28 protein-coding genes are annotated in these 25,741 nt (G+C 50.4%); 23 read left to right on the top strand and 5 right to left on the bottom strand.

The window, feature by feature from the left end; genetic code table 11:
* Window positions 1-246 precede the first annotated feature (246 nt).
* The 3 genes from HQ41_RS04585 to HQ41_RS09300 are packed head-to-tail and all read left to right on the top strand — an operon-like array spanning window position 247 to window position 3,035.
* Window positions 247-1,086 (top strand): metal ABC transporter solute-binding protein, Zn/Mn family, encoded by an 840-nt coding sequence (locus HQ41_RS04585; RefSeq protein WP_044188527.1) that lies wholly within the window; start codon window positions 247-249, stop codon window positions 1,084-1,086.
* Entirely contained in the window at window positions 1,079-1,747 is a 669-nt protein-coding gene (locus tag HQ41_RS04580) for a metal ABC transporter ATP-binding protein (RefSeq protein WP_081964757.1), read from the top strand. Before HQ41_RS04585 ends, HQ41_RS04580 begins: the two co-directional genes overlap by 8 nt.
* Window positions 1,707-3,035: a phosphatase PAP2 family protein gene (locus tag HQ41_RS09300; RefSeq protein ID WP_081964756.1), complete on the top strand. Its 1,329-nt coding sequence runs from the start codon at window positions 1,707-1,709 to the stop codon at window positions 3,033-3,035. The genes HQ41_RS04580 and HQ41_RS09300 overlap by 41 nt, the downstream gene beginning before the upstream one ends.
* Here HQ41_RS09300 and HQ41_RS04570 read toward each other — a convergent pair.
* A complete protein-coding gene (locus HQ41_RS04570) occupies window positions 3,032-3,583 on the bottom strand; it encodes a GNAT family N-acetyltransferase (protein WP_052405285.1) in 552 nt (183 codons plus the stop codon). The two genes, HQ41_RS09300 and HQ41_RS04570, sit on opposite strands and share 4 nt — an antisense overlap.
* Before the next feature lie 643 nt (window positions 3,584-4,226).
* On the opposite strand from HQ41_RS04570, the gene HQ41_RS04565 reads away from it, so the two are divergent.
* Together HQ41_RS04565 and HQ41_RS04560 are read left to right on the top strand one after the other, a co-directional pair.
* Complete coding sequence (locus HQ41_RS04565; protein WP_152567342.1) at window positions 4,227-7,448, top strand: S41 family peptidase; 3,222 nt, start codon at window positions 4,227-4,229, stop codon at window positions 7,446-7,448.
* A 305-nt stretch (window positions 7,449-7,753) separates the two neighbouring features.
* Window positions 7,754-9,448 (top strand): GEVED domain-containing protein, encoded by a 1,695-nt coding sequence (locus tag HQ41_RS04560; RefSeq protein WP_152567341.1) that lies wholly within the window; start codon window positions 7,754-7,756, stop codon window positions 9,446-9,448.
* Between the two features lie 100 nt (window positions 9,449-9,548).
* Here the strand turns inward: HQ41_RS04560 and HQ41_RS04555 are convergent, their stop codons facing one another.
* From HQ41_RS04555 to HQ41_RS04545, 3 genes are all read right to left on the bottom strand, one after another.
* Window positions 9,549-10,280: an HAD family phosphatase gene (locus tag HQ41_RS04555; protein ID WP_044188523.1), complete on the bottom strand. Its 732-nt coding sequence runs from the start codon at window positions 10,278-10,280 to the stop codon at window positions 9,549-9,551.
* A 64-nt stretch (window positions 10,281-10,344) separates the two neighbouring features.
* Window positions 10,345-11,004 (bottom strand): outer membrane lipoprotein carrier protein LolA, encoded by a 660-nt coding sequence (locus HQ41_RS04550; RefSeq protein WP_052405284.1) that lies wholly within the window; start codon window positions 11,002-11,004, stop codon window positions 10,345-10,347.
* 78 nt (window positions 11,005-11,082) lie between these two features.
* Window positions 11,083-13,596 (bottom strand): DNA translocase FtsK, encoded by a 2,514-nt coding sequence (locus HQ41_RS04545; RefSeq protein WP_052405283.1) that lies wholly within the window; start codon window positions 13,594-13,596, stop codon window positions 11,083-11,085.
* A gap of 1,381 nt (window positions 13,597-14,977) precedes the next feature.
* On the opposite strand from HQ41_RS04545, the gene rpsL reads away from it, so the two are divergent.
* The 18 genes from rpsL to rpsN all read left to right on the top strand — a co-directional run bounded on the left by rpsL (window position 14,978) and on the right by rpsN (window position 24,885).
* Window positions 14,978-15,391: a 30S ribosomal protein S12 gene (gene rpsL / locus HQ41_RS04540; protein ID WP_044188521.1), complete on the top strand. Its 414-nt coding sequence runs from the start codon at window positions 14,978-14,980 to the stop codon at window positions 15,389-15,391.
* A gap of 191 nt (window positions 15,392-15,582) precedes the next feature.
* Window positions 15,583-16,059: a 30S ribosomal protein S7 gene (gene rpsG / locus HQ41_RS04535; RefSeq protein WP_044188519.1), complete on the top strand. Its 477-nt coding sequence runs from the start codon at window positions 15,583-15,585 to the stop codon at window positions 16,057-16,059.
* A 12-nt stretch (window positions 16,060-16,071) separates the two neighbouring features.
* The gene (gene fusA / locus HQ41_RS04530) at window positions 16,072-18,195 is read left to right on the top strand and encodes an elongation factor G (RefSeq protein ID WP_044188516.1); all 2,124 of its coding nucleotides are present in this window, start codon (window positions 16,072-16,074) and stop codon (window positions 18,193-18,195) included.
* A 22-nt stretch (window positions 18,196-18,217) separates the two neighbouring features.
* Window positions 18,218-18,523 (top strand): 30S ribosomal protein S10, encoded by a 306-nt coding sequence (gene rpsJ, locus HQ41_RS04525; protein ID WP_044188511.1) that lies wholly within the window; start codon window positions 18,218-18,220, stop codon window positions 18,521-18,523.
* 21 nt (window positions 18,524-18,544) lie between these two features.
* Window positions 18,545-19,165, top strand: coding sequence for a 50S ribosomal protein L3 (rplC, locus tag HQ41_RS04520; RefSeq protein ID WP_044188508.1), 621 nt, complete (start codon window positions 18,545-18,547; stop codon window positions 19,163-19,165).
* The gene (rplD, locus tag HQ41_RS04515; protein WP_044188506.1) at window positions 19,166-19,795 is read left to right on the top strand and encodes a 50S ribosomal protein L4; all 630 of its coding nucleotides are present in this window, start codon (window positions 19,166-19,168) and stop codon (window positions 19,793-19,795) included.
* A gap of 17 nt (window positions 19,796-19,812) precedes the next feature.
* On the top strand, window positions 19,813-20,106 hold the full coding sequence (rplW, locus tag HQ41_RS04510; RefSeq protein ID WP_044188503.1) for a 50S ribosomal protein L23: 294 nt from the start codon (window positions 19,813-19,815) through the stop codon (window positions 20,104-20,106).
* Window positions 20,107-20,114: 8 nt separating this feature from the next.
* Window positions 20,115-20,939 carry a 50S ribosomal protein L2 gene (rplB, locus tag HQ41_RS04505; protein WP_044188500.1) on the top strand — a complete coding sequence of 275 codons (825 nt, stop codon included), beginning with the start codon at window positions 20,115-20,117 and terminating at the stop codon, window positions 20,937-20,939.
* Between the two features lie 20 nt (window positions 20,940-20,959).
* A complete protein-coding gene (gene rpsS / locus HQ41_RS04500) occupies window positions 20,960-21,229 on the top strand; it encodes a 30S ribosomal protein S19 (RefSeq protein ID WP_044188497.1) in 270 nt (89 codons plus the stop codon).
* A gap of 55 nt (window positions 21,230-21,284) precedes the next feature.
* Window positions 21,285-21,680, top strand: coding sequence for a 50S ribosomal protein L22 (gene rplV / locus HQ41_RS04495; protein ID WP_044188495.1), 396 nt, complete (start codon window positions 21,285-21,287; stop codon window positions 21,678-21,680).
* A gap of 8 nt (window positions 21,681-21,688) precedes the next feature.
* Window positions 21,689-22,417 (top strand): 30S ribosomal protein S3, encoded by a 729-nt coding sequence (rpsC, locus tag HQ41_RS04490; protein ID WP_044188493.1) that lies wholly within the window; start codon window positions 21,689-21,691, stop codon window positions 22,415-22,417.
* A gap of 22 nt (window positions 22,418-22,439) precedes the next feature.
* Complete coding sequence (rplP, locus tag HQ41_RS04485) at window positions 22,440-22,874, top strand: 50S ribosomal protein L16 (RefSeq protein WP_044188492.1); 435 nt, start codon at window positions 22,440-22,442, stop codon at window positions 22,872-22,874.
* Window positions 22,875-22,880: 6 nt separating this feature from the next.
* The gene (rpmC, locus tag HQ41_RS04480) at window positions 22,881-23,078 is read left to right on the top strand and encodes a 50S ribosomal protein L29 (RefSeq protein ID WP_044188490.1); all 198 of its coding nucleotides are present in this window, start codon (window positions 22,881-22,883) and stop codon (window positions 23,076-23,078) included.
* An 11-nt stretch (window positions 23,079-23,089) separates the two neighbouring features.
* Window positions 23,090-23,347 carry a 30S ribosomal protein S17 gene (gene rpsQ, locus HQ41_RS04475; protein ID WP_044188529.1) on the top strand — a complete coding sequence of 86 codons (258 nt, stop codon included), beginning with the start codon at window positions 23,090-23,092 and terminating at the stop codon, window positions 23,345-23,347.
* 2 nt (window positions 23,348-23,349) lie between these two features.
* On the top strand, window positions 23,350-23,715 hold the full coding sequence (gene rplN, locus HQ41_RS04470) for a 50S ribosomal protein L14 (protein WP_044188487.1): 366 nt from the start codon (window positions 23,350-23,352) through the stop codon (window positions 23,713-23,715).
* 16 nt (window positions 23,716-23,731) lie between these two features.
* Window positions 23,732-24,052, top strand: coding sequence for a 50S ribosomal protein L24 (gene rplX, locus HQ41_RS04465; RefSeq protein WP_044188485.1), 321 nt, complete (start codon window positions 23,732-23,734; stop codon window positions 24,050-24,052).
* Window positions 24,052-24,612, top strand: coding sequence for a 50S ribosomal protein L5 (gene rplE / locus HQ41_RS04460; RefSeq protein WP_044188483.1), 561 nt, complete (start codon window positions 24,052-24,054; stop codon window positions 24,610-24,612). Before rplX ends, rplE begins: the two co-directional genes overlap by 1 nt.
* A gap of 3 nt (window positions 24,613-24,615) precedes the next feature.
* Window positions 24,616-24,885 carry a 30S ribosomal protein S14 gene (gene rpsN / locus HQ41_RS04455; RefSeq protein ID WP_044188481.1) on the top strand — a complete coding sequence of 90 codons (270 nt, stop codon included), beginning with the start codon at window positions 24,616-24,618 and terminating at the stop codon, window positions 24,883-24,885.
* A 642-nt stretch (window positions 24,886-25,527) separates the two neighbouring features.
* Here rpsN and HQ41_RS09715 read toward each other — a convergent pair.
* The coding region (locus HQ41_RS09715) for a hypothetical protein (protein WP_044188478.1) at window positions 25,528-25,741 on the bottom strand (214 nt) is incomplete at its 5' end.

Genomic DNA, 25,741 nt, shown 5'->3' with positions numbered 1-25,741 from the left:
TGTCAATACAGTTAATTACATATTAAAGATAGTAATAATCAGAGATATATACAATGTTTCTAACCGAAAACAGGCAAAATGCCGTGCAACGGTCTCTTCTTGGAGGTTGTGGGTGTGTTCCACGTGAAACGTAGCTCTGTGTTGTCGCTTCGAGGGTTAGAAAAGGGCTAGCAGTCGGTGGATACTGCTCTATGATTAGTATCTTTGTCCAATATATTACATAATAATAATGGTATGGACGAATCAATGATACGTTATATTACGGTGCTTTTTCTGGGTGCTCTCTTTCTTGGCGGCTGTGTCGGAGGGGGGAGTTATCAGTCCGATAAGTTTAGGTTGGCGGTTACCATTGCCCCTACGGCTAGTTTGGTCGAGGAGATTGCAGGTGATCGGGTAGAGGTTATCACCTTATTGCCTCAGGGTAATACCCCCGAGAGCTATGAGCCTACGCCGCGGGATCTGGCTGCATTGGCCAGAGCTTCTGCTTATCTCTATGTAGGAGATCTTGGTTTTGAACGTAGCTGGCTCAGTCGTATAGGGGAGTTGTACCCAGAACTTAGCTTGATTTCGCTGCGGGGAGCTTGTTTACACGCAGCAGATGAGCATCACCATGATCCGCACTACTGGACGGGCATACGTGGTATTAGGCAGATGTCGGAACAGGTCTACGAGGCTCTGCGTGGCCTCGATCCTGTCGGCGATAGCGTATATCGGGCAGGTTATCTAGCCTTGCAGGAGCGGATTGTTGCGCTTGAGCAGGAAACCCGGCAGAGGCTCTCCAAGGCTCCCTCACGGGCGTTCGTTATTTTTCACCCCTCTCTCACAGATTTTGCGGAGGAATTTGGCTTGCGTCAGCTTGTCATCGAGCAAGACGGCAAGGAGCCTACCCCCATGCAGCTACAGACGTTGATTCAGACGGCGAGAGAGCTTGGCGTGAGGACTGTGTTTATCCAGAAGGAGTTTGACGAGAAGTTGGCCAAGAGCGTAGCCGAGGAGTTGGGAGCTAAGCAGGTAGAGATCAATCCGCTTGGCGCAGATTGGGGAGAGCAGCTACGTCTGATTACATCGGCTCTAAGCAATGAATAGGGAGGTATTGCAAGGAGCTAAGGGCGGTTTGCTCTTCTCGTTTGATAGAGCCAGTATTGGCTATCCCGAAACGCCCGTTCTTGATGCTTTCTCTTGGCAGGTCGCTCGGGGAGAGCATTGGGCAATCGTAGGGCCAAATGGGGCAGGTAAGACCACTCTGGTCAAGACGCTGCTGGGGCTGCTCCCCATAAGGGGTGGGCAGCTCTCGTACTATGGCTCCGACGGCCGTCCTGCTGCTCGGCCAAGTATCGGCTATTTGCCACAGATCAATCGCATTGATAGAGCCTTCCCGATAGATGCCTATGAGGTCGTTGCCTCGGGGTTGCAGGGGACAACGCTTGGGCAGAGTGAGCGAAATGACCGTATCTCGGAGCTGCTTGAGGCGATTGATCTAGTTGAGTATGCGCGTGAACCCATTGGGCGGCTTAGTGGTGGGCAGCTACAGCGCATTTTGCTGGCTCGTGCTTTGGCAGCTCGTCCCGAGCTCCTCGTGCTAGATGAGCCCATGAGCTTCTTGGATAGAAGCTATAAGGAGCTCTTCGGAGGGCTACTCTCCGAGCTCGCTCCCAAGGATAGTACAATACTGATGGTCACACACGATCTTCCCAATACAATAACTGATGAATATCACTGGCAGACGCTTGCTATCGGTCGCTGGTAGCCTTTGGCTAAGCCTTATTTCTCTTGGCGCAGTTGAGGTGATGCCGCAGGTTGGGTCACTCCCTTTGTTGGAGCCTCTTGGCCGGTCTTCCGAGGGGCTTGGGCTCTCAACCCAGATGCTTGCCGATAGTCTACGGTTGAGTCCCTCGGCGCCACATCCGCTCTTGCGCTCTATGGGGCGTGCTCTACCTGCCTTAGCGATAGGTGTCGGCTATAATCTCTACAACCACGAGGTGCGCCACTTGCGTATGGCGCATGTGCCAGCCTTCCACAATCGTTACGACGACTATATGCAGTTCGCGCCTCTTGCCGCCCAAATCGGTATGCGCCTCTGGGGGGTTGAGGGGAGTAGCCACAGTCTAGGTCAGATGGCGTTAGCCGATGCCATAGCCACGGCTTCTATGCTGGCTATTGTTTATGCAATCAAAACGACTACTGGGGTGCTTCGGCCCGATGGCTCTAGCCACAATTCGTTCCCCTCGGGGCATACGGCTATGGCTTTTACCTCAGCGACACTACTGCATCAGGAGTATGGAGCACGCTATCCGTGGCTCTCTGTGCTCTCCTATACTGCCGCCTCTGCTACGGGTATAGGGCGTATCCTCAACAATCGACACTGGATTGGTGATGTAGTCACTGGGGCTGCTCTAGGCTATCTAAGTGGGAAGTTCGGTTATTGGCTCTCGGACGTGGTTTATGGTCGTAGGCCGAGCTATGGCGCTCCATACGATGGGTTGATTGAGGGAGCGGATATTAGCTTCTATATGCCCCTGAGATATGGGCATAGTACAGATCGATTCTCTCAAGAGGGGCTGACAGCTCGGCACCGTACTACTCAGCTTGGTGTAGGTGCTCGCTGGGGCTATTCGCCTAGGGGGTACTTTGCGGAGGCTGAGTTGGGTGCAGACGTACACGATTGGTCACTTGCTGATGCCGAGGCTGGCAAGGACGTTGGCTTGCGAGCACGAGCCTTGAGCCTGCGCTTGGGCTGGGGGAGAACTCTGGAGTTGCTGCCCCGTCGGTTGTTTGTCGATGCTGGTGGGTTTGTTGCGTTTAAGGCGCCACAGACGCTCGATGAGCCTATTGGGTATAGCTTAGAGAGTCGTAGAGGTGTTGGGCTAGGGGTTAGCCTCTCGCCACGCTGGCAGTTTGCCGAGCGTATGAGCCTCAGCCTCTATGGCTCCTATCAGTATGCCCCCAAAAGCTGGCGGATTGTGGCTGGCCAGAGGGTGATAGCTCTCTCCGATCCGCTCTGGCGTGTAGGCTCGACGTTGAGCCTGATGCTCTAGTCTATTTCTGCTCGATATACATACCTATATAGATCGGCCTTGATTTGCTCAAGGTCGGATAGGGGGAGGTCTTTGCTACACATCAGATGTAGCGGAACGGCCGCCCCCTCGCTTGTATAGGGCGGTTGGAGGTAGTCGATGGGTTGAATGCTTAGCCCAAGGCGACGATAGAAGCCGATCCGTCGGCTGGCCATATCACTAGCTCCCTCATGCTCGACCTCTAGCACTAGTGTGCGCTCACCACAATACTCAAGTATGCTCTCAATGACCCTAGTCCCTAGGCCTCTGCCTCGGCTCTGCTGGAGCGTGAGGAGATGTTCTACGTAGACGACCTTACCCAGTACCCAGAGTGTTACGAAGCCCAGTGCCTCATCTTGGTCGCAAATGGGGACGAAGCGAAACTCCTCGGCCATAGGGCTAAGGATTTGCTCCCACGGACGCTGTTCGTCTGCGGGGAAGCTCTCTAGATACGCCGAGCGAAGGGCTTCTAGCTCTGCCGAACTGAGTGACGAAGTTGATGCGCCATTGAAGTCGAAGTTGAGGATCATATATGCAGAATGATGATGTTCCTATACTTATGAATACTTCAAAGATAGAAAAGGTTTGCCCTCAAAGGTTTAATCACTTTCTATGGATTGAGGCCTCCCTAGCCCATAAATCCGCCCCGATACTCCCTACATCAAGCCACTAAACAGCCAAATTCTGCACAGATAATGATGAAAAAACATCAGTTATAGTGCAGAATTTGGCTATTTTATACTACCGACTGACTTTTAGAGCCAGCAAGAGTCTAACGGATTTGAGGAGCTTCTTGTCGTGATCCTACGTGTAAGTTGCACTTTGCCTAGGGGGAAAATCTGGTGGCGTAGGCAAATAAAGTTGTGCTACTACATAGAAAAACTTATTTCTCTGCCTAGTAAAATTATAAACTAAGCCTTGAGATATACATTTCAAGGTTTGGTTTATATATTTCAAGGTTGGAAATGTATATCCCAAGGCTTGGTTTGTAGCTTTTGTACGTGCGTTGGCAACTTTTTGTTTATACCAAAAGAACTATTTGTCCATACGAGTGCAATTTCTTCTGTGCTATATACCGAGCTTCGGTAGCTAATTATCCTCGCAGGCTGCAGAGGGAGCCAAAAAGTCTTCCTAGTTTTGTGTACAGATATTTTTAAGTTACAACGAAGCATTATGAATCTAAAGAAACTGATGGTCTGCATCATCGCTTCAAGTGCCTTGGGTACAGCGACGGCAGCCGAGGAGCCACTATGGCTCCGCTATCCGAGTATCTCGCCCGACGGGACGCAGATTGCTTTCACTTACAAGGGGGATATCTATACCGTGCCAGCCTCTGGAGGCGAGGCTAAGCGACTAACTGCCCACGAGGCCTATGATAGCTGTCCTATTTGGTCGCCCGACGGCAAGCAGATCGCTTTCGTTAGCGATCGTAATAAGCTCGGCGTGAATATCTATCTGATGCATGCACAGGGTGGCCAAGCCCGTCAGCTGACGACCCACTCGGGGACAGAAACGCCCTATTCCTTTACCCCAGACGGCAAGCACATCGTCTTCAAAGCACAAATTCAAGACGAAGCCAAGTCTACGCTATTCCCTAGCAAAGGGCGAACAGAACTCTACCAAGTAGCCACGACGGGAGGACGCCCAGAGCTTCTGCTCGGTATACCTGCCGAATATGCAACGGTAACGGCCGAGGGTAAAATACTCTATCACGACCATAAGGGGGCGGAGAACGAATGGCGCAAGCACCATACCTCCTCGATCGCTAGAGATATTATGGAGTATGACCCCAAGGGGCAGACCTTCCGTCAGCTCACCCACAACGCAGGCGAAGACCGCAACCCAGTCTACAGTGCAGACAAGAAGCATATCTACTACCTAAGTGAGCAGGGGGGTAAGACGATGAATGTCTATCGCCTTGGCCTCTCGTCCACCCAGCCCACGGCATTGACCAACTTCACGGGAGAGCCAGTACGTTTTCTCTCAGCCTCTCGAGAGGACAAACTCTGCTTCGGCTATGCGGGGCAGATCTATACGATGATGCCGGGGCAAGCTCCACAGCTTGTGTCCGTCAGGATTATCAACGATGTTCAGGACACAGAGCTAGCTAGCCTCAAGGCTGGGCGAGAGGTCCGAGATACAGAGGTATCGCCAGACGGCAAACTCATCGCTTTCACCTTCCGAGGCGAGGTATTTGTTTCCTCCGCCGATCATAAGACAACTAAGCGCATCACCACCACTCCTGCCGTAGAGCGTGGATTGACTTTCGGCTCGGATAGCCGCTCTCTAGTCTATGCCAGCGCACGTGATGGGCTATTCGATCTCTACAAGGCCGAGATAGTGCGTGAGCAAGATCCAGACTTCGCCAATGCGACTCTGGTTAGGGAAACGAAGCTATTGCCTAGCATCAAGGGAGAGAAGGCCTATCCTAAGTTTTCCCCAGACGGCAGAGAGATCGCTTTCGTCCTCAATAGAAAGGTGCTGGCCGTCTACAACTTCGCCACGGGTAAGCTCCGAGAGCTGACGGACGAGCGTACGATGCACGACGGTACGGGAGCTATCGAGTATGCGTGGTCGCCCGATAGCAAATGGATTGCCCTATCTTACGTAGCTCGTGCGCACGCCCCTTACTATGACGTGGGGATCGTAGCGGCCAATGGCGATAGCCCTGTTCGCAACCTAACGAACAGCGGTTACTTCGCTCACAGTCCCCGTTGGTCTGCCGATGGCAATGCCCTTATCTATCGTACCGATATGTATGGTATGCGCAACCATGCCTCTTGGGGTTCGCTTGCCGACGTGATGATGGTCTTCCTCAACCGTAAGGCTTACGAGCAGTACAAGATGACCGAGGAGGAGCATGAGCTGAATAAGCCCAAAGAAGCGAAAGCTAAAGAAGGGGAGAAAGGCGGAAAAGATAAGCCCAAGGCCAGCACCCCCAGTATCGAGATCGAGTGGGACAACATTGAGGACAGACACGTCCGCCTGACCCCGAACTCCTCGGACCTAGGCGATGCTATCCTAAGCCCAGACGGCAAGAAACTCTATTACTTCTCGAGTGTGGAGCAGAAGTATGACCTATGGGTGCATGACTTGCGTAAGAAGACGACCAAACTGCTCAAGAAGATGGACGCTGGGAGCGTTGCTTTCGCCACCGACAAGGAGGGTAAGTCTGTCTTCGTGCTTGGCGATCAGTCGGGCAAGCTCAATCCCAAGGACGATAGCTTCAAGGCCATCAGCCTCTCGGCAGAGCTAGACCTAGATAGGGCAAACGAGCGAGTAGCCATGTTCGACGAAGTGGAGCGTGAGCAGGGGCTTCGCTTCTACCGCAGTGATATGCACGGTGTGGACTGGCCTGCACTCACCAAGTACTACCGCCGCTATCTGCCACACATCAACAACAATCACGACTTCGCCGAGATGCTTAGCGAACTGCTCGGCGAGCTTAACGTGTCGCACACTGGATCGGGTTACCGAGGCTCTTCTGCCGCTAAGCCAACGGCAGAGCTAGGCCTATTCTTCGCCCCCTCTAGAGGTCAGGACGGTCTAGTGGTGGACGAGGTGGTAGCAGGTGGCCCGCTAGACATCTCCGAGTCCCGTATGAAAAAGGGAGATACCCTGCTCTCAATCGACGGCGTGGAGATTAAGGCTGGTATGGACTACTTCCCCCTGCTCAACGGCAAGGCGGGCAAACGTATGCTCATCACCTATCGCTCTGCCGAGGCAGGCAAGACACTTGATCTGATCGTCAAGCCCATCAGCTCGGGAGCCTTGCAGAGGCTTCTCTATAAACGTTGGGTCAAGCAGCGTGCCGAGATCGTAGAGCGACTCTCTGGTGGTCAGCTAGGTTATGTGCATATCCCCTCGATGGGCGACCCTAGCTTCCGAACTGCCTATGCCGACGTGCTCGGACGTTATTACGGACGTAAGGGGATCGTCATCGACATTCGACACAACGGTGGTGGGCGTCTGCACGAGGATATAGAGGTGTTCTTCACGGGTAAGAAGTACCTCCAGCAGGAGATCCGAGGCAAGGATTACTGCGAGATGCCTAGCCGACGCTGGAACCATGCCTCCATTATGCTGGTCTGCGAGGATGACTATAGCAATGCCCACGGCACACCTTGGGTCTATCAGAAGCTGAAGATTGGTAAGGTCGTAGGTATGCCAGTACCCGGCACGATGACGAGTGTGAACTGGGTGACCCTGCAAGACCCAAGCCTCTACTTCGGTATCCCAGCCGTAGGCTATCGTACTGCCGAGGGAGATTATCTCGAGAATAAGCAGCTCGAACCCGATGTACGCATTCCGCTCGATCCGAAAAAGGCACTAGAGGGTACGGACACTCAGCTAGAAGCTGCCGTACGTATCCTGCTTGAGGACCTCAAAGGGTAGCGAGCGTATCTCGAGAGTTCGTAGAGCATAAAGCTCTTCGATATCCCCTAAAGAGCATTGTGGGTGAAATGAATTGCGATCTACAATGCTCTACGAAGGCCAAGTCCGAATATAAGCTCGGACTTGGTCTTCGTATTTAGTAGATGTTTGTGGATATCAGGGGTGCTTAAACCTTAATATATCTTGAAGGATGGGGTGGTTGAATTTAATTTTCGGGGATATAGATGATGTTTGGTTGATATTTTTCATATCTTTGACCCAGAATAAACTTAATTTAATAAATTATTTAACGATTATCAATGATTATGAAGCGTTACTTATTAGCGGCTATGGCTCTTTTGGGAGCTAGTACAATGTCATTGCCAGCCAACGCACAGGCAGACTACTCAGCATTTTGTAAGTGGGATGAGGTTGCGAAGAAGCGTGGAGGTACAGACCGCGTTGTACGTACGTTGCCAATAACTGGTGCTACTAAGGGCGGCGAAGCTCAGACTTTCACCGTGGAAGTAGCGGGGGCAAATGCTACTGCACAGACAAAAATCAACTTCGATAAGACTGCCTCTGTCCTGCAGGCTACCAAGGGGGATCAGCTGAATGTTGCGCCAACCTTCTACAACTTGCACTGGACGCACTTCTATCTCTATATCGACTACAACCAAGACGGGGTGTTTGATGAACAAACAGAGCTTGTGTCTTACACACACTATCGTAAGAATGGTACAGGAGATTTTAAGAATAGCTTAGGCGAAACCATTCCTAAGGGAGATGTATTTAATGGTGGTAAGCTACCAGTATTCACAATTCCAGAGAGTGCAAATACTGGTTTGACTTACGTCCGCTTCAAGGCTGACTGGGATAACATCAATCCTTGCGGTAATCCCGGAGCGGCTGATGGATCAAACAGCCTTTCTGCTAACCGTGGTACTATCTGCGACTTCATGATTAACATTCACAGCAAGGAAACGCCTCCTGTACCAGCAGATGAGTTTATGGTAACTGTTGAGTATGACACAAACAAGGGAGAGGTAGAGTTTGAGGATGTTGAAACTGGCGAGAAGGTTGATATTTCTAAGCCCATAGCTAAGGACACCGATCTTTGGGTAATTGTGAGGGCAAAAGAAAACTATGAACCAATCTCCATCCTCGTTAATGACGTTGAGAAGATCGGCGAAATGGAGGACACGGATTTCATCTCAGTCGATATTATGGAGGATACAAAGATCAAGGTGGTCTTCGCTCCTAAGACTTATGAATTCAAGGTTCAGTTTGATAATACGAAAGTAGAGGTTGTTACTGCTCTAGATGATGACAGCCCCGTGGGCAACCGAGTAGAAGGTGGCACTAGGGTTTATCTATTCGTGAATGCCAAGGAGGGTTTCGAGCTGACAAGCCTCAAGGTCAACAACAAAGAACGCCTAAAGGATCTAGATGAAAATCACTTGATCGCACTCACCGTTACGGAGAATACGACTGTCGTAGTAGAGGCTCAGGAAGCCGCTGCTAAGGCATATACTGTAACCTATAGTGTCAAGAACAATGAGGGAGGTACACTCAGCATTACGAATAAGTCAGACGGCTCTGAGGTTAAGTCAGGTGACAAGGTGCAAGCCAATGAAACTATCGTTGTCAAGTGTGTACCTGCAAAGGGATACAAGCTGTCAGAGCTGCTGATGAATGGGGTTAACTTCTTGGCAATTGCAGGTAATCCTGAGCATACATCTTTTAATGTTCCCGTAGATACTGACTATGTGATTGAGGCTGTATTCGTCAAGAATACCGCAGTTGATGGCGTAGACGTAGCCAAGGCTAAGGTATTGGCTGGCGAAGGTGCTGTCATCGTAGAAGGTGTTGAAGCAGGTACTCAGGTTGAGGTGTACACCCTCGCAGGTAAACTAGTGGCAAGTGTGGCTACGCAAGGAGCATCGCACAAGGTCGCTGTAGCCTCTGGCGCTTACCTCGTTAAGGTAAAATCAGCCGTATATAAGGTACAAGTGAAGTAAGCAACTTCGGTAATCGACCAAACATAAAAGGCGCATCGAGCGAGCTCGATGCGCCTTTTATGTTTTATTGCAGAGCGATTGTGGCCGCTCTTTGGGGGGATTATGGTTGCTTGATGCCAAGCTCTGGTAGTAAGTCGAGCAATGCTTGCATATTGGGTAGGACGAGATCGGCTCCCTGCTCCCATAGTTCGTCATCGGGTAGAGGTCCCGTGTTCACAGCTATGGTGAAGCAGCCTGCGGCATGTGCCGAACGAACACCCATGGGTGCGTTCTCAATCACAAGAGCCTCCCATGGTTGTACCTCGGCCTTCGCAAGAGCCATCAGATAAGGCTCTGGGTTTGGTTTGCCTAGGCGCACATCTAACCCCGTAACCATGCGTTCGGGAGCGAAAGCATCTGGGAAGGCCTGCTGTACTTTGCCCAGTAGAGAGGGCTGAGATGAGCCCGTTACCAGCACACGTGCTAGGCCTCCCATGGCCGCAACCACGGCATCTGCATTGGGGATAGAGGCACCACTATTGTAGCGGCCGAATAGATTGCTTTTCGTTTGATAAATCGTTTTGCGCTCCTCCTCTGTCGCCTCTCTGCCATGTGTGCGGCGAAAGAGCAGATTGATCGTAAATCCGCCAGTTTGCCCTTCAAACATATAGACATCTCGCTCGTTCATCTCTAGCCCAGCAGAGTGAGCAGTCTCGAGCCATGAACGGCAGTGTGCAGGCATCGAGTCGAAGAGTACACCATCCATGTCGAAAAACGCCGCACGAAACGCCCCCCCTTCGACACCATGTCGATGCCAAAACTTCTTCAGTACTTCTTGTATTCTTGTATTCATCTATTGTTGTTGTCTTAGGCTCCTTGGTTAGCCTCCCCTAGGGCCAAGGAGCGAGAGGTGCTCTCTAGCGCATGTCCACGACTTCGCAGCCGGGGAACTGTTTTGCCGTTAGAGCAAAGTAGCCCGCAGGCTGTGCGCTCTGGTGTTTCAGATCAGCGATGCGTACCACTAGACGTGATCCATCTTTGCCGATCACTACAGCCTCGTGAGGCACGGAGCTACTGCGCAGGAAGCTTACCTCCAGTTGTTGCATCTCGCTCTTTGTCTTGGGCGTGAAGCCTAGGATCTCGGTTGATTTGCTGGCGGGGAGTGTCTCCACTTTGTAGCCCTTGCCTCGTGAACGTAGGAAGTGGAGCGGATTAATTTGCAGCAGCTCCTCCTGAGTTGGCTGGCTAAGGGTAAGCGTTGCCTCCTCGGCATTGTAATATGTGAGTGTGCCATTCGCATAGACGGCCGTGATGGCCCCATACTCTAGGCGGAAGCTCTCCCCTTGCAGGGTTATACGACCCTTGACCGACGATTGTTCCTGTCCTTTGTGGTCGTAGTAGACCGAGGTGAAGTCCGCCATGCTGCTGCCTACACCATAGAGCGCACGCTCGGCACGCTGCATCAGTTCGCTAGGCTTTATCTGCGCCGAAGCCCCAAGGGCCGTAGCCAATAGGAGCACGCCTAGGGCCATATATCTGCCGAGGCCACGGCGTAGCCCCTTGTTTATCTTATTCATGTTCGTCTGTTTTGATATATTTCTAGCTATCTAACGCTTTCGGGTGCTTCGATATTTCCTCTTGATCCTGAGGCTTTCCTATCTAAGCTGTTCGAGCAGATGCTCCAGAGAAGCGATATCCTTGATATAAACTTCGCGAGGCTTGCTGCCATCGGGTGGGCTAACTATACCCGCTCCCTCGAGCTGATCCATTAGGCGACCCGCACGATTGTAGCCGATGTTGAACTTGCGCTGGATATTGCTCGTTGAGCCGACTTGGCTATTGACCACCAGTCTGGCAACTTCGTCGAATAGGCTGTCCTTCTGGTTCGGGTCGAAGCTCTTGCCTCCCTCGTCACCCTCGGGTACGTACTCGGGTAGCTGATAGGCTGCGGCAGGCCCCTCCTGAGCGCATATGTGGCCTACAATCTGCTCTGTCTCGGGCGTGTCGAGGAAAGCACACTGAATACGTACCATCTCCTTGCCCTGATAGAAGAGCATATCCCCACGACCGACGAGCTGATTGGCTCCCGGTGAGTCGAGAATGGTACGTGAGTCTACCATGGAGAATACCTTGAAAGCAATACGTGCAGGGAAGTTTGCCTTAATCAAGCCCGTGATGACGTCCGTAGACGGACGCTGTGTGGCGATAACCATGTGGATACCTGCCGCACGTGCTTTCTGTGCTAGGCGAGCGATCGGCTGCTCGACTTCCTTGCCCGAGGTCATGATCAGGTCGGCAAACTCATCGACGATCAAGACAATGTAGGGCATCAGCTCTCCTTGATGTAGGGCGACGTTGATGTTTGCCTTGACTTGAGCATTGTACTCCTTGATGTTGCGCACCTTGGCTTGGGTAAGCAAGCGGTAGCGGTTGTCCATCTCTACGCAGAGCGAGTTGAGTGTAGGCACCACTTTGCTCATATCGGTGATAATGGCATCTTGGGCATCGGGCAGCTTGGCCATAAAGTGACGCTCTAGAGGGGCGTACACACTAAACTCGAGCATCTTGGGGTCTACGAGTACGAACTTCAGCTCTTCGGGGCGTCTGCTGTAGAGCAGTGAGGTAATCATAGCGTTTAGCCCGACGCTCTTACCCTGCCCTGTGGCCCCAGCGATGAGCATGTGTGGCATCTTGGCGAGGTCAAAGACGAATGGCTCATTGGTAATGGTCTTGCCGATGCCGATGGGTAGAGCCATCTCATCGAGCAGATCGTTGTATCTGCGTGAGGCCAAGATCGTGCGCATCGACACGGTCTGTGGTGTAGAGTTGGGGACCTCGATCCCGACAGTCCCCTTGCCCGGCATTGGGGCGATGATGCGTACGCCCTCGCTCTTGAGCCCCATAGCGATGTCGTCCTCCATCGTTTTGATGCGAGATACCTTGATGCCCTGATCGGGAATGACTTCATAGAGGGTTACGGTAGGGCCGATCGTCGCCTTGTAGGGCGTCACACGCATCTTGAAGCTAGCTAGCGTGTCGATGATGCGCTGCTTGTTGTACTCAATCTCGTCCACACTCTGCGCCTTGGCACCCTGCTCGTGTTCACGGAGCATTTCGATGCTGGGGCGGTGGTAATGCTCGTATTGTAGCCCGGGAGCCAGATGCTCTGGCCGGTGCGCCACCTCGATGAGGTCGTCCTTGGGAGCCTCCTCGATGATTAGACCGCTTGGGCTCTCGACGCTACGGGTTGGGGTAGGGGGCACTGGCCTATTTATAGGAGCGGGCACAGGCTTTTCCTCGGCTTCCTCGGCTAAGTGATTGGGTTCGGTATACGAAGGCTGCTGTGCTGGGTGCTCAGTGATCTCTTCTAGAGCTTCGTTCGCCTCTTCATGGCTATTCTCTTCGTCAAGCCTTTTCCAGAAAGCTAAGCGCTCTAGCCACTCTTTTTTCGGCCTTGGTATAGCATCTACATCTGGTAGGCGTGGCTCCTTGACGGCGGCGAATACTCGGTCGCTCATCAGTATCAGCCCTACGAGTAGGCTCACGATGAGCACGACAACTAGACCAAGGGTGTCGAAGTTGCGCTGGATACTACGCACAAGCATATCTCCCTGCTCGCCACCCCATAGTAGATAGCTGTCGGACGAGAAGAGTTTCTGTAGCGAAGCGGCGAAGATAGAGGTCCATACCGTCCAGAACCCCATCTGCACGAAGACCTTGAGCAGATGAAGCCCCCCCTTGCGATGATGCCATAGTAGGAAGTAAGTCAAGTATAGTAAGAAGCCCATCAGGAGGAAGGTCCCCCACCCGAATAGGTCATTGAAGAGCGTGTCTGCCCAGCGTGCCCCGATGATGCCTAGTGCATTGCGGGCTTTCTGCCCACTCACCTCCAGCCCCTCTGCGTCCATAGCTGCGTTGATGAGGTTCTGATCTTGACCACCTGTCCAGAGGAAGGAGGTCATCGCTAGCAGAGAACTGATTGTCAAGAAGCCAATCAAGAAGCCGAATACTATGGTCAGGCGGCCGTTGCGCATATTATCCATGATTTTCTTGGATATTGTTCCCGTACCACGATGTAGACGCTTGAAGAGTGAGCCCCCGCTATTTTTTTTCTTACTTGTTGTGGATTTATTCGCCCCTCGAGGCGCTTTCTTATTGTTATCAGCCATATTGCTCCGAAAATCTTAGTCCACAAAATTAGCAATAATCATACATCTTTTAGCTACCAATGAGTTGAAGGGATATGCTTAGCCTAGAGTGTGCCGTTGGGCTAAGGCAATATCGTTGGCTTGGCCTCTCGTATGGCGTATGGGCGCTGGGCATTTGCTGCCTTGAGCCTTTGGGGTAGCCGTCTAGCTAGTCAGCGTGTGTCTAAGGTAGCGAGCCGATAGGTCTATTTGCTCCGAGAGGTTTGGTTCTAGGTTGGGTGTTCGGTAGGTAGAGTTTAGCCTAGTGGGGGGTATCTGTGAATGGAAGCGAGCAGTTCTGCCACCCCATATCGTCCACTAGGAAGAGTGTGATACTGGGTTTGATGTCTGGTTGCTTCGCCTCTGAGGCATGGCTCTCTAGGTTAGAGGTGAAGGCTAGGGGCAGCGTACACCGTAGGATTTTTATTGGGCTAGGGCTTGTTGATTTGCAAACGTATCTACGAAAATACAGCAAAGATTTACGGCTTCGCTCTGCCCACCATATATATGTGGCGCCTCAGCCCTATAAGACGGAGTAACCTCAGCTACGCTTGATGATTATTGGCTTTGCTCTTGCAAAGAAGGGGGATTTGTTCCGCCTGTCGGGCGGCGACGAAGCACACGCCGCCGCTACAAACTCGGAAAGATTTAGGGTGCGATTTTGCTCCTTTTGTGTTATGAAATGTAAATAGACTAGGTGAAGGTTTAGCCGGACGGCAGGGAGGTTTGGGAAGATTGAGGCGACTGTTGAGCAAATTAATGGGAAGACTTTTTGGGGTTGGTGGGTTAATACTGGGTGATGTGTCCACTAATCCGAGGAAATTGATGGGGAGAAATCCCCAAAAGTGTGACACGAAAGCATAAAATTAGCTTGATGAGTGTTTTATGTATCTAGTTATTAGTTGTTTGTGGATTGTTCGTTTTAAGCGGTTATCTTTATTCGGCTGGGACACTAAGTGCCAAAACGAGGTCGGACGCAACCTAGAGCCTTCTAGAGGCCAAATACGCGGTCTGCTGTTTTTCGCCCCCATTCGTAGGGGCTTCCCCCCGTAAGACGCTAAAACTCTACTAAACTGTGAAAATCTGTTGCTGTTCATTGTTGTTCCCGAGTTGCCTGTATTCGGATTATGTTGGGGCATGGCTTTTTCTCACTTTTTTCTAGTGTCGTGTCTGAGTGGGGGTGTATATGCAGGTAGTCTGTGCTGTATGGAGTGTATGCTACCCGTGTGGTTATCTTGCTGTTAGGTTTTGCTAAATTGAAAAATATGTGTACCTTTGCAAGCCGTGTGGAGTGTGCCGATAGGTCGCTTCGCCGATACTGAATAAGGATAAGTAACAGTATTATAATAGTTTAAAAGAAAAGATGCCTACAATTCAACAATTGGTTAGAAAGGGTCGCGAGACTATCGTAGAGAAGGGTAAGAGCCCTGCTCTAGATGCTTGCCCTCAGCGTCGTGGCGTGTGTGTGCGTGTGTACACCACTACGCCTAAGAAGCCAAACTCAGCTATGCGTAAGGTAGCTCGTGTTCGTTTGACAAACTCTAAGGAAGTGAATGCTTATATCCCCGGAGAAGGTCACAACCTACAGGAACACAGCATCGTACTCGTGCGTGGTGGTCGTGTTAAGGACCTCCCCGGTGTGCGCTATCATATTGTGCGTGGTACGCTTGATACAGCTGGTGTTAATGGTCGTACGCAGCGTCGCTCTAAGTATGGTGCTAAGCGTCCTAAGCCCGGACAGGCAGCCGCAGCTCCAGCTAAGGGTAAGAAGAAGTAGTTTGCTCTCGGCTAACCAAAGAGAATAGGGCGCAAGCGCCCCGAGTCGCAGACGGTGCGGCAAACAATAATTTAAGAACCAGTTTTGAGTTCGTTGGATAGGCTAAAAACAGGTTGAGTAAATGCCCTAGCGAGGGCGTTGAAGACAGAAGAAGACAGCAACCAATCGACAAAACGAAATTTTAAACGACAATGAGAAAAGCAAAGCCCAAAAAGAGACAGGTGCTTCCTGATCCCGTATTTGGTGATGTGAAGGTGACTAAGTTCGTTAATCACCTGATGTACGATGGCAAGAAGAGTATTGCCTTCGATATTTTCTACACTGCTCTCAAGATTGTAGAGGGCAAGTCACAGCAGGAAGAAAAAACTGCTCTTGAGGTTTGGAAAGCAGCATTGGACAACATTACACCACAGGTAGAGGTGAAGAGCCGTCGTATCGGTGGTGCTACCTATCAGGTGCCTACTGAGATCCGTGCTGAGCGCAAGGAGTCTATCTCTATGAAAAACCTCATCCTATTCGCACGCAAGCGTGGTGGCAAGACTATGGCCGATAAGCTCGCTGCTGAGATTATGGATGCCTACAATAGCCAAGGTGCCGCCTTCAAGCGTAAGGAAGATATGCACCGTATGGCCGAGGCTAACCGTGCATTCGCTCACTTCAGATTCTAATACAGCACGGATATGGCAAACGATAAACATCTAGAACTAACCCGTAATATCGGTATCTCTGCGCACATCGACGCAGGTAAGACAACTACGTCTGAGCGTATTCTCTTCTACACAGGTCTTACTCACAAGATCGGTGAAGTGCACGATGGTGGCGCAACGATGGACTGGATGGAGCAGGAGCAGGAGCGTGGTATCACGATCACATCTGCCGCTACGACTACATTCTGGAACTACAACGATACCAAGTATAAGATCAACCTGATCGACACTCCGGGGCACGTAGACTTCACTGTAGAGGTGGAGCGTTCGCTTCGTGTGCTTGATGGTGTGATCGCTACATACTGCTCGGTAGGTGGTGTGCAGCCACAGTCCGAGACAGTATGGCGTCAGGCTACTAAGTACGGTGTCCCTCGTATCTGCTACGTGAACAAGATGGACCGCTCTGGTGCCAACTTCCTAGAAGTAGTGCGTCAGATTCGTGTGGTACTAGGTGCTAACCCAGTGCCCATTCAGATCCCTATTGGTCAGGAGGAGAAGTTCCAAGGCGTCATCGATCTAGTGACTATGAAGGGTCTTGTATGGGAAGGTGATGAGCAGGGTCAGCACTACAACATTGTAGATATCCCAGCTGAGCTACAAGCTGAGGCTGAGGAGTGGCGCGAGAAGATGCTTGAGGCTCTTGCCGAGTGCGACGATGTGCTCATGGAGAAGTTCTTCGACGATCCTTCTACGATCACAGAAGACGAAATCCGCGTAGCTCTACGTAAGGGTACGATCGACATGAAGATCAACCCAGTGCTCTGCGGTTCTTCATTCAAGAACAAGGGTGTTCAGCCTCTGCTAGATGCTGTTTGCTCTTATCTGCCAAGCCCAATAGACTACCCAGTAGTCAAGGGTACTAGCCCAGATGATGAGAACGAAGTCATTGAGCGTGAGGTTAGCCCAGAGGCTCCTCTTACAGCACTTGCGTTTAAGATCGCTACAGACCCATACGTAGGTCGTCTGTGCTTCTTCCGTGTATATGCTGGTGAGCTACACGCTGGTTCATACGTATTCAACTCTCGCAGCGGTAAGAAGGAGCGTATCTCTCGCCTCTTCCAGATGCACTCAAACAAGCAGAACCCTATGGAGGTAATTGGCTGTGGTGACATCGGTGCTGGTGTAGGCTTCAAGGATATCCGTACGGGTGATACACTTTGCGACGAAAACAACCCAATCACTCTGGAGTCAATGACATTCCCAGATCCTGTGATCGGTATCGCCATCGAGCCTAAGACACAGAAGGACCTCGACAAGCTAGGCGTAGGTCTTGCTAAGCTAGCCGAAGAAGACCCAACATTCCGTGTGCAGACCAACGAAGAGACTGGTCAGACTGTGATCAGTGGTATGGGTGAGCTTCACCTTGAGATCATCATCGACCGTCTGAAGCGTGAGTTTAAGGTTGAGGCTAATCAGGGTAAGCCACAGGTTTCTTACAAGGAGGCTATCACACGTCCAGTGGAGCTGCGTGAAGTTTATAAGAAGCAGACTGGTGGTCGTGGTAAGTTCGCTGATATCATTGTACGTGTTGAGCCTGCAGACGAAGGCTTCGAGGGCGATCTACAGTTCATCGATGAGGTGAAGGGTGGTAACGTGCCCAAGGAGTTCATTCCATCTGTACAGAAGGGCTTCCAGAACGCTATGAAGAATGGTGTGCTTGCTGGCTATGCGGTAGATAAGCTGAAGGTAACGCTGCTTGATGGTAGCTTCCACCCAGTAGACTCTGACCAGCTTTCGTTCGAGATCGTAGCTCGTGAGGCTTTCAAGAGTGCTTGCGCTCAGGCAGGTCCCGTGCTACTCGAGCCTATCATGCACCTCGAGGTCGAAACTCCAGACGACTATATCGGTTCTGTGATTGGTGACCTTAACAAGCGTCGTGGTCTACCCGAGGGTCAGGACTCTACGCCCGGTGGTGCTACACTAGTTAAGGCTAAGGTGCCCCTATCGGAGATGTTCGGCTATGTGACACAGCTTCGTACGATTACTTCTGGTCGTGCTACCAACTCTATGACCTTCTCTCACTATGCAGAGGTGGCTAGTGGTATCGCTCGCGCAGTACTTGAGGAAGTAGGTGGTCGTGTAGATTTGATTAAGTAGTAAATACCCCAGTATAAGATATATGAGCCAAAAGATTAGAATCAAGTTGAAGTCTTACGATCATATGCTCGTGGATAAGTCTGCCGAGAGGATCGTAAAGACTGTGAAGGCTACTGGTGCACTGGTGAGCGGTCCAATTCCGCTCCCAACGCATAAGCGCATCTTCACGGTGAACCGTTCAACATTCGTAAACAAGAAGTCTCGTGAGCAGTTTGAGCTAAGCTCTTATAAGAGACTAATCGACATCCACAACTCTACAGCCGAAACTGTAGATGCGCTAATGAAGCTAGAGCTTCCTAGCGGTGTAGAAGTTGAAATCAAAGTGTGAGTTTAATAAATAGAAACTGAAATGCCAGGTTTATTAGGAAAGAAAATCGGAATGACATCCGTTTTCAGTGCCGAGGGAAAGAATCTTCCATGCACTGTTATTGAAGTAGGTCCTTGCGTGGTTACGCAGATCAAGACCTTGGAAAAGGATGGCTATGAAGCGCTACAGCTTGGCTTCTCTGATGCAAAGGAGAAGAACACAAGCAAGCCCCTTCAGGGTCACTATGCCAAGGCTGGTGTGAGCCCCAAGAGACACTTGGCCGAGTTCAAGGGTTTTGATTGTAGTCAGTACAATCTAGGCGATGTGATTGATGTGAAGTTCTTTGAGGATAGCGTCTTCGTAGACGTTGTTGGTACTTCAAAGGGTAAAGGTTTCCAAGGTGTTGTTAAGCGCCATGGTTTCGGTGGTGTAGGTCAAGCTACCCACGGTCAGCACAATCGTCTTCGTGCTCCCGGTTCTGTAGGTGCGTGCTCGTATCCTGCTAAGGTATTCAAGGGAACACGTATGGCCGGTCAGACAGGTAATGAGCGTGTAACGGTTCAGAACCTCGAAGTGATTAAGGTAATGCCCGAGCACAACCTCCTTCTCGTTAAGGGTAGTGTGCCCGGTGCTAAAGGTTCAATCGTCGTAATCGAAAAGTAAATGGAACTAAGTGTATTTAACATAAAGGGTGAAGACACAGGTCGCAAGATCGTCCTCGACGATGCTGTATTCGGCATCGAGCCCAATGATCACGCTATTTACTTGGATGTAAAGCAGTATCTTGCTAACCAACGTCAGGGTACCCACAAGTCTAAGGAGCGTAGTGAAATCTCTGGTAGTACGCGCAAGCTCATCCGTCAGAAGGGTGGCGGCGGTGCTCGTCGTGGTGATATCAACTCTCCTCTGCTTGTAGGTGGTGGTCGTGTATTCGGTCCTACCCCACGTGACTATAGCTTCAAGCTCAACAAGAAGCTCAAGGGGCTAGCTCGTCGCTCTGCACTTGCACACAAGCTAGCAGCTGGTGCGATTACGGTTGTTGAGAACTTCGACTTCGAAGCTCCAAAGACTAAGAACTTCGTAGAGCTAACTAAGGCTCTGAATGTAGAAGGCAAGAAGGCTCTCTTCGTAGCTGACCAGATCAGCGACAATGTGGCTCTCTCTGCTCGCAACATTCCTACAGCTCTCCTTCTGAGCGCTCGCCAGCTTAGCACATACGCTGTGCTCAACTGCAAGCAGCTCATTCTGACGGAGGCTTCTGTAGCTGTGATTAACGAACAATTTAAGGCATAATAGGGAGGTATCTATCAATGAGAATTATCATCAAGCCGATCATTACGGAAAAAATGACAGCCATCACGGAGAAGATGCCCGAGCGTTACGCTTTCCGCGTTGCTCCTGATGCCAACAAGATCGAGATCAAGAAAGCTATCGAAGCTATGTATAATGTAAAGGTCGAAAGCGTAAACACGATGAATTATAGCGGTAAGCGCAAGGCTCGCTATACGAAGAGTGGTTTACTACGTGGCAAGGTTGCTGCGTTCAAGAAGGCAGTGGTTACGCTACAAGAAGGTCAGACCATCGACTTTTACGCAAATATCTAAACTAAGAAATGGCTATACGTAAATTGAAGCCCACAACGCCGGGGCAGAGACACAAAGTTATTGGTGCGTTTGATACCATCACGGCAAGCACACCAGAGAAGTCTCTCGTAGTAGGTAAGAAGAAGTCTGGTGGTCGTAACAACACCGGTAAGATGACTATGCGCTATATCGGTGGCGGTCACAAGCAGAAGCTTCGTCTTATCGACTTCAAGAGAAGCAAAGATGGCATCCCTGCTACAGTTAAGAGCATCGAGTATGATCCCAATCGTACAGCTCGTATCGCTCTGCTGTATTATGTAGACGGAGCTAAGGCTTATATCCTCGCTCCTGATGGTCTGCAGGTTGGCCAGACTGTGATGTCGGGTGCAGAAGCTGCCCCCGAGGTAGGTAACTGCCTACCTCTTGCAAACATTCCGGTTGGTTCTATTATCCACAACATTGAGCTCCGTCCTGGTCAAGGTGCCAAGATGGTTCGCTCTGCCGGTGTATTTGCTCAGCTGACTTCACGTGAAGGAACATATGTTGTGATTAAGATGCCTTCGGGCGAGACGCGTCGTATCCTATCTGCTTGTAAGGCTACTATCGGTAGCGTAGGCAATAGCGACCACGCTCTAGAGCGCAGCGGTAAGGCTGGTCGCTCTCGCTGGCTCGGCCGTCGTCCTCACAACCGAGGTGTAGTTATGAACCCAGTAGATCACCCAATGGGTGGTGGTGAAGGACGTGCATCGGGTGGACACCCACGTTCTCGCACTGGTCTCTACTCTAAGGGTCTGAAGACACGTGCTCCGAAGAAGCATTCTTCTAAGTACATCATCGAAAGACGTAAGAAGTAATTGATTAATCCAACAGAATTATGAGTCGTTCACTAAAGAAAGGTCCATATATTAATCTCAAGCTCGAGAAGAAGGTCTTGGCGATGAATGAGAGTGGCAAGAAGTCAGTCATCAAAACATGGGCACGTGCCTCAATGATCAGCCCCGATTTCGTGGGTCACACCATTGCGGTGCACAACGGTAATAAGTTTATCCCCGTTTTCGTAACGGAGAACATGGTAGGTCACAAGCTAGGTGAATTCTCTCCTACGCGTACTTTCCGTGGTCACGGTGGTAACAAGAAGAAGTAATCGGCTGAAGTAAGATCACACTTCAGGTATCTAAATAATAAATTATTAAGAGAAAATGGGTGCAAGAAAAAGACAGTCAGCCGAAGCTCGCAAGGAAGCGCTCCAGAGCACTTACTTCGCTTCTCTGCGCAACGTGCCTACGTCGCCTCGTAAGATGCGTCTTGTAGCAGACATGGTGCGTGGGATGGAAGTGAACCGTGCCCTAGGCGTACTGAAGTTCTCCAACAAGGAGGCTTCTGCACGTGTAGAGAAGCTCCTTCGCTCGGCTATCGCAAACTGGGAACAAAAGAATGAACGTAAGGCAGAGGATGGTGAGCTCTTCATCACACGTATCTTCGTGGATGGTGCTGCTACCCTCAAGCGTATGCGTCCAGCTCCACAGGGTCGTGGATATAGAATTCGTAAGCGTTCAAACCACGTTACGATCTTCGTGGATACAAAAAATAACTAATTAGTCAGATGGGACAAAAGATTAATCCAATAGCAAATCGTTTGGGATACATCCGCGGATGGGATTCCAACTGGTATGGTGGCAATAACTATGGCGAAAAGCTGCTTGAAGATTATCGTCTTCGCCGCTATCTGAATGTTCGTCTGGCTAAGGCAAGCGTTTCTCGCATCGTTATTGAGCGCGCACTTAAGCTCGTTACAATCACGATCTGCACTGCTCGCCCCGGTGTCGTAATTGGCAAGGGTGGTCAGGATGTAGATACGCTCAAAGAAGAGCTTAAGAAGATCACGAACAAGGATGTTCAGATCAACATCTTCGAGGTACGTAAGCCCGAGATCGATGCTGCTATTGTAGCAGACAACATCGCTCGCCAGCTCGAAGGAAAGATTGCCTATCGTCGTGCAGTGAAGATGGCTATTGCCTCTGCAATGCGCACCGGAGCAGAAGGTATCAAGGTACAGGTGTCTGGTCGTCTCAACGGAGCGGAAATCGCTCGTAGCGAGATGTATAAGGAGGGTCGTACGCCTCTGCATACACTGCGTGCAGACATCGACTACGCTCGCGCCGAAGCCTTGACGAAGGTAGGTATCTTGGGTATCAAGGTGTGGATTTGTAAGGGTGAAGTTTACGAGAAGCGTGACCTAGCTCCCAACTTCGCACAGCCCAAGGCTCAGAGAGACGGTGGACGCCGTGATGGCGGTCGTCGCAACCGTGGTGGAAGAAGAGGCAATCGCTAACATTTAACGAAGAAAAGAAGAAATGTTACAACCAAAGAAAACTAAATTTAGAAGAGTCCAGAAGGGTCGCGCCAAGGGCAACGCCATGCGTGGCAACCAGCTGGCCTTCGGTTCTTTCGGAATCAAGTCTCTCGGCACACGCTGGATCACTGGTCGTCAGATCGAGGCTGCGCGTATCGCCGTTACACGTTATATGCAGCGTCAAGGTCAGGTGTGGGTGCGCATCTTCCCAGATAAGCCAATCACCAAGAAGCCTGCCGACGTCCGAATGGGTAAGGGTAAGGGTTCTCCAGAAGGCTTCGTTGCCAACGTAACTCCCGGTCGTATGCTGTTCGAGATCGAAGGCGTTTCTTACGAAGTTGCCAAAGAAGCTCTCCGTCTAGCTGCGCAGAAGCTCCCCGTAACGACTAAGTTCGTAGTGCGTCGTGACTATGATATGTCTAACACTAACCTGTAATAAGCAATGAAATTAGCAGAAATTAAGGCTCTAACTACGGCTGAATTGCAGGAGCGTATCGTAGCCGAAGAGGCTGCATACACGCAGAAGTGTGTTAATCATGCCGTATCACCTGTAGACAATCCGGCTGAGATCCGCCGTATGCGTCGTGGTATTGCTCAGATGAAGACCATTCTTCGTGAGCGCGAACTCAACAATAATTAATGGGTGACCCAATGGAACAGAGAAGATTAAGAAAAGAACGCGTCGGCGTTGTTTCTAGCAACAAGATGGACAAGACCGTTACGGTCGCCGTTAAGTGGAAGGAGAAGCACCCGATCTATGGTAAGTTCGTAAATAAGACAAAGAAGTACCACGCTCACGATGAGAAGAACGAGTGTAACATCGGTGATACTGTACGTATCATGGAAACTCGTCCTCTCAGCCGTACCAAGAGATGGAGACTAGTTAATATTATCGAAAGAGCTAAGTAATTATGATACAACAAGAGTCAAGACTCGTAGTTGCCGACAACAGCGGAGCTAAGGAAGCCCTCTGTATCCGTGTACTCGGTGGTACTCGTCGCCGCTATGCCTCTGTCGGTGATGTTATCGTAGTGTCAGTGAAGAGCGTTATCCCCGGGAGCGATCTCAAGAAGGGTACTGTATCTAAGGCACTCATCGTAAGAACGAAGAAGGAAGTGCGTCGTGCCGATGGTTCATACATCCGCTTCGACGATAACGCCTGTGTGCTCCTAAATGCTGCTGGCGACATGCGTGCTAGCCGTATTTTCGGCCCTGTGGCTCGTGAGCTTCGTACCGTGAATATGAAGGTTGTTTCACTGGCGCCCGAAGTGCTATAATAAAAGCGAATCAGAAATGAGTAAGTTACATATCAAGAAGGGCGATACTGTAGTAGTCCTCAGCGGTGCCGACAAGGGCAAGACTGGCCGTGTGCTAGAGGTTCTTGTGGACAAGCAGAAGGCTATTGTAGAGGGTGTAGGTATCATCACCAAGCACGCTAAGCCCAGTGCTAAGAACCCACAGGGGGGCATCGAGAAGGTAGAAGCTCCTATCCACATTGCTAAGCTTAATGTGGTAGACCCCAAGACGGGTAAGGCTACTCGTATCGGCCGCAAGCTGAACGAAGCTGGCAAACTAGTACGTTATTCTAAAAAGTCTGGGGAGGAAATTAAGTAATGAGCAATACAGCAAGTCTTAAGAAGGAGTATCAGGAGCGTATCGTTCCTGCCCTCATTGAGCAGTTCGGCTACAAGAGCCGTATGCAGGTGCCCGTGCTTAAGAAGATCGTGATCAACCAAGGTCTTGGTATGGCTACAGGTGACAAGAAGATCATCGACGTAGCTATCGCTGAGCTCACGGCTATCACTGGTCAGAAGGCTGTGGCCACGGTGTCTAAGAAGGACATCTCTAACTTTAAGCTTCGTAAGAAGATGCCTATCGGTGTGATGGTAACGCTTCGTCGCGAGCAGATGTACGAGTTCCTAGAGCGTCTCGTGCGTATCGCTCTGCCACGTATCCGTGACTTCAAGGGTATCGAGAGCAAGCTAGATGGTCGTGGTAACTATACCCTAGGTATCAGCGAGCAGATCATCTTCCCTGAGATCAACCTAGACAGCATCACCAAGATTCTCGGTATGAACATCACGTTCGTAACGAGTGCTGCTACCGACGAAGAAGGCTACGCTCTGCTCAAGGAGTTCGGTCTTCCATTCAAGAACGCAAAAAAAGGTAACTAAGACATGGCAAAGGAATCAATGAAGGCACGCGAAGAGAAGCGTGCTAAGCTCGTGGCTAAGTATGCCGCTAAGCGTGCTGAGCTGAAGGCAGCTGGTGACTACGAAGGTCTTCAGGCTCTGCCTAAGAACGCTTCGCCTGTTCGTCTGCACAATCGTTGCAGCATGACGGGTCGTCCTAAGGGTTACATGCGCCAGTTCGGTATTTCACGTATTCAGTTCCGTGAAATGGCCTCTGCTGGTCTGATCCCCGGCGTTAAGAAAGCTAGCTGGTAGTCTACCACTAGCCAAACGATAAAGGAAAAACCCTCCTCCGTCCTCTAGGGCGGGGGAGGGTTTTTGTTTGTCCGATGTGTATGAAACTGAAATGTCGTTTCGAGGTTTCTGAAATATTTGTTTTCTAATTTTATGTGTAATAGGCCGTTTGTCATGTGATTATCTTCTGAATTCTGAAGTCCTTGTTTATTCCCCTTGAAATGAATAGAGGATTTGGGTACTACGATTTGAGGCTAATCAGTCGAGCTTCGAGAGTCCTACTTGTGAGTTCGATTATGGAACAGGAGGATTTACCTAGGAATGAGGTTAAGAGAAGGGTATGCCATAGCTCGGGATATTTGGCGAGCAATAAAAGGTGCTATGAGTTAGCATATACTAGGAGTAAAGCCTTGGAGATACCTTATGGTACTTCCAATTTTTTAGATCTAGCCTTGCTCTATGTAGATCTAACCTTGCTCTACATAGAGATAAGTTGCCTCTATATAGAGCAAGGTTAGATCTAGAGAATAATTCCCTCCGATTGTATGGGGGCTTCCTATGAGATTTTTGTTTGCGAAGCATTAGTTGAGGCGAGGGTTTGCAGCTCTAATGTGCCCTTGAGGGATAGTCAGCCGTACTGAGCATTGTGGAGTGATGGTTACTTTAGCCTTGCTCTTTTGTTTGTAGGCGACCTGCTCTTTGGCTGATTTGGGTGCTATACTTCGCTCTTGTTGCTGTCGTGTGTGGTTTTTCTGCAAATTTTTCTTCGGTTCTAATTGTTTGATATTTATTGTTTTGTTTGTGTTTTAGTGGAGTGTAGTAAAAATATTTTGCTGTAATATTTGGTTTGTAATAAAGTTTTGCTCTATCTTTGCAA

The sequence above is a fragment of the Porphyromonas sp. COT-290 OH860 genome (assembly GCF_000768935.1).
Lineage (GTDB): Bacteria > Bacteroidota > Bacteroidia > Bacteroidales > Porphyromonadaceae > Porphyromonas.
This window is presented reverse-complemented; position numbering and strand designations above follow the sequence as displayed.